Genomic DNA, 4,612 nt, shown 5'->3' with positions numbered 1-4,612 from the left:
CTTTACGGGTACGTTGCAAGAGTTACAGACGATGATAGAAGAACTTCCCAAAGGGGAATTTGTCTTTATTTTACTTGCACAGGAGAACAGGCGAAGACAAAAAGCTCAGAAATAACGATCATGCTCAAAACCCTGCAAAATGAAGTCCGCTACCTCAAAGGTGTCGGTGCCTTTAAAGCCCAACTCCTGCAAAAAATTACCATCAATACGATTGAAGACCTGCTATTGTATCTACCCCGTACTTATATCGAAAAAGAGCAGTGCCGAAAGATATCTCAGATGCAGGCGGATAATCATTATAAGATCATTTTACGACTGAAGAGTGTTAAACAGATCTTTGTTAAAGGTGGAAGAAAGCAGCTAAGGGCGATCTTTACCGACGATCTGAATGAATTGTTGGCAATCTGGTTTCACTATCAAACTTGGCAACTTGCCGAATTAGTACCCGGTTCATACTACATTTTAGATGGAACATTAAAAGAATTTCGCTCAGTCCGGCAAATGGTTCATCCCAAGTTCGAGCGCTTTGCTACCGAAGATATAGAGTTTGATCTCTCGGAAGAGGAAGATTGGTCGGGTAGAGAACTATTACCCATTTATCCTCTGATCCCTGAGTTAAGCCAGAACTTTCTGCGGAAAATTATCTCGCAAGCTTTTCAGGATTATCGAGATTTCATAAAGGAAACGATTCCCGAATACATCAGACAAAAGTATTCGCTGCTCGAGCTAAAAAGATCGCTCGAAGTGTTACATTTTCCCACATCTATGGAGGAAGCAGAATCGGGCAGAAGAAGATTGATCTTTGAAGAGCTCTTTTATCATCAGATGATGCTGGCTCGTGTCTATAAGAGAAAAAAGACGGAAGGTGAAGGGATTACCTTTGCTATTAAAAAGAATTATACAACCAAGTTAAAAAACTCTCTGACTTTTACCCTAACAGCTGCTCAAAAGAGGGTCTTGAAAGAGATCGTAACCGATATGCAGAGCCCCAAAAGAATGAATAGATTGTTACAGGGCGATGTTGGTTCTGGTAAGACCATTATTGCCCTCTTTGCCATGCTTCTTGCCATAGAAAACGGCTATCAGGGAGTCCTGCTCGTACCGACAGAAATTCTCGCCAAACAGCACTTTCAGACCTTTTCCCAACTTCTTGCCGAGCAACCGGAGATAAAGATCAGTCTCGTCTTAGGGGGTAACAAGAAAGGTACAAAACAGGCGTTGGAAGATATAACTGCCGGAGTATCCCAACTGATCATCGGCACTCATGCCCTGTTGGAAGCGAGAGTGGTTTTCAACAAAGCAGGGTTGATTGTCATTGATGAACAGCAGCGGTTTGGTGTACATCAGAGAACTGTGTTACCCGATAAGAGCGGAAACCCCGATATTCTCTATCTCACGGCAACACCTATCCCACGCTCTCTGGCTCTCACTATTTATGGCGACTTGGATATCTCCGTTCTGGATGAATTGCCGCCGAACAGGAAGCCGGTCAAAACAATGCTCAAGCCGGCTACTAAGAAAACAGATGTTTATAAGAAGATTCCCGATTTTATCAAGAAGGGTAATCAGGTTTATATTGTCTGCCCACTGATCAGTGAAACAGAAAAGCTCGACCTGCTCGATGCCGAAAGGTTGCATCAACACCTGAAGGAAGTGGTGTTTCCGCATTATGCCGTCGAATTGATCCACAGCAGGATGAAGTCGGCTGATAAAGAAGCTATCATGCAGGGATTTCAGCAAAACAGAGTCAATATTCTCGTCTCTACAACCGTTATTGAGGTTGGGGTTGATGTGCCGAATGCCTCGGTAATGATCGTCGAACATGCTGAAAGATTCGGTCTTAGTCAATTACACCAGCTCAGAGGAAGGGTAGGAAGAGGTCCTGATGAATCTTTCTGTTTTCTCATCTTTTATGAACCGATCACTCAGGTAGCCAGGGAACGACTTAAGACTATGGCTGCAACCAATGACGGATTCATGATTGCTGAAAAAGATCTGCAACTGAGAGGTCCGGGAGATTTCTTCGGTACCAATCAATCAGGGATGCCTCTCTTTCGTTTTTCGAATCTCATTAACGATCTGGAGATCCTGCAACAGGCAAGAGTAGAGGCAAGAAATATCGTACTGGAAGATTTTTCACTCCAAAGACCGGAAAATGACCTCATCCGCGAGAGATACACCGCAACCTATCAAACAAAAGAAAACCTCTTCAGTTATTAAGAGTAACTAAGAACATCAATTATTGCCACTATACCATTGCAAGCGTAGTCAAGAGAAAGCATCTTTGCTTGCTTACCCTTAAGTATAATCCGTTTGATCTTCTGTTTCCGTCAAATCCGTGTTCTATTTCCTCCTGCTATGCCTAAGTTTTTTTCCTAATACCCTAACACCTATTTTTTATCTGTGTTAATACTTTTTTAATCTGTGTCTATCCGTGGACTATACTTGCTATGCTTCCGATGGACTTGCTATTCTTCCATAAGTTTTTACCCTATCACCTTTTCACCCTTCCACCTTTCCACAATCTCTATCCTCTTGCTTCAAAAAACCTTTGACTTATTAACCCAGCTAACTATTGTGGTTTTATGATGATAAATACCTCTTTTGTTCCCGAAATTTGGTGTTATTCTTTCAGTCAGTGGTGACAAAAAATTACTTACTAATCAACAACATATAGATCCTCTAAGGTAAATTGTAAATAGAATAAGGAGAGAAGTTATGTTACAAATGCATGTCTTTAGGAACGAAGCAGAGATGAAGCAGTATATCTCACGAGAAGAGGTGATAGATTTTCTTTATAACCATTTAGACCGTTTCCGAGATAGTAAGGAAGCGATCAATAAATCGATCAATTATGCCTTCTCAGGTGCCGAAGGTAAGGGTGGCTTTATCTTGACCGCCTTTTATGAGGACAAACTGGTCGGAGTATTGGTGATGAACAGTACCGGCATGAAAGATTTCATTCCGGAAAATCTTCTCGTTTATATAGCTGTCGATGCGACTTATCGTGGCAAGGGCTTTGGTAAGCAGATCATCAAGAAGGCAGCCGAAAACTGTGAAGGGGATATTGCTCTCCATGTAGAATATGATAATCCTGCTAAACGACTTTATGAGCGTCTCGGATTTGTCTCCAAATATGCCGAAATGCGATACAATAGGAGCTGAGCTTAATGGCTACCTTACAGATAGATTCAAAGATTATCCTTGATAATATCACAAAATTGAATGACTTACTCGGAAAATACAACATCCGCTGGTCGATCATCATGAAAGTTCTCAGTGGAAACCGTCAGGTACTGGAAAGGATCCTTCATAGCCAAGAATTACAAAATATTCACTCTATCGGTGATTCACATCTCTCCTGTCTGAAAAAGATCAAACAGATCAAGCCGGAAGCGGTTACGATGTATATCAAACCACCGGCAGCAGATCAGATCAAGAATGTGATCAGCTATGCCGATATCTCGCTCAATTCCAGCATTCAGACAATAGAAGCTCTCAACAAAGAAGCTAAGAAGCAAAAGAAGAACCATCAGATCATCGTCATGATAGAGTTGGGAGAATTACGAGAGGGGGTAGTCAGAGACCAGATCCTCGAGTTCTATAAAAAAGTTTTCAAATTAACCAACATCGAAGTTATCGGTCTCGGAACGAATCTTGGCTGTATGTATGGTATCGAACCTACCTTTGATAAGCTGATCCAGCTCTGTCTCTATAAACGAATTATTGAACTCACATTCAACCGTAAGATCGATCTGGTCTCCGGTGGTTCTTCTATAACTCTTCCCTTAGTCGGTAAAGGTAAAAGACCACAAGAGGTCAATCACTTCCGTATAGGCGAAGCTGCCTTTTTTGGCACCTCACCATTTACTAATAAGCGCTTCAGAAATCTCAGCACCAAAGGTTTCGAGTTTAAAGCCAATATTATAGAATTAGCCCAGAAGGACACGGAGCCGGACGGTTTGATCGGAAATGGAAATATCGGCACCGTTGCCGATATAGGAAGCGATCGTGATAAATCTTACCGGGCGATTCTCGATTTCGGAATTCTTGACGTTGATATTGACGATATCTTTCCCATAGATAAGAACATCACCTTTGCCGGTACTACATCGGATATGACCGTCTATGATCTGGGTGATAATAAAACCAAAGAGGGTAAGCAGAAATATAGTGTCGGGAAAAAGATCGTCTTTCATCCTAACTACATGGCAGTAGCCCGCCTGATGAATACCCCTTTTATCGAGAAGAAAATTCTCTAATTTCACCTAAACTCCTTAGTATAGTAACTTGACCTGAGAATATAGGTTAGATTACTTGTTCTTATAATGAAAGTCTGGAAAGGTGTGATCTATGGATAAAAATCTTAAGGAACGCAGAGCAAACAAAAAAGAGATTAACTATTCAATTATCCCTTTTCTTTTAGCCATAGCATATTTATATTTCATTCAAGGCGTTAGACCCATTTACTTTCTTTTGGGTTCCGGTTCGTGGGGTGTCGGTTGCTTCGTGAAGATCATTCTTCACTCACTGATAGTAAAGAAGTTGCCACATAGTGCAGAAAAGATAGCCGGAACTTCTTTCATCAATGGTTTGATCTCAGGAATCACTG

General features: G+C 41.4%; 4 protein-coding genes. All 4 read left to right on the top strand.

The genetic code is table 11. The annotated features are described in order from the left end of the window. Positions 1-2,220 (top strand): ATP-dependent DNA helicase RecG (recG, locus tag K0B81_09690; GenBank protein MBW6516864.1); only part of this gene is annotated, 2,220 nt, incomplete at its 5' end. Between the two features lie 507 nt (positions 2,221-2,727). Next, on the top strand, positions 2,728-3,165 hold the full coding sequence (locus K0B81_09685) for a GNAT family N-acetyltransferase (GenBank protein ID MBW6516863.1): 438 nt from the start codon (positions 2,728-2,730) through the stop codon (positions 3,163-3,165). Positions 3,166-3,170: 5 nt separating this feature from the next. Then, positions 3,171-4,262 (top strand): alanine racemase, encoded by a 1,092-nt coding sequence (locus K0B81_09680; GenBank protein MBW6516862.1) that lies wholly within the window; start codon positions 3,171-3,173, stop codon positions 4,260-4,262. Positions 4,263-4,353: 91 nt separating this feature from the next. After that, on the top strand, positions 4,354-4,612 hold a 259-nt coding region (locus K0B81_09675), incomplete at its 3' end, for a hypothetical protein (protein MBW6516861.1).

The sequence above is a fragment of the Candidatus Cloacimonadota bacterium genome (assembly GCA_019429305.1).
Lineage (GTDB): Bacteria > Cloacimonadota > Cloacimonadia > Cloacimonadales > JAJBBL01 > JAHYIR01.
This window is presented reverse-complemented; position numbering and strand designations above follow the sequence as displayed.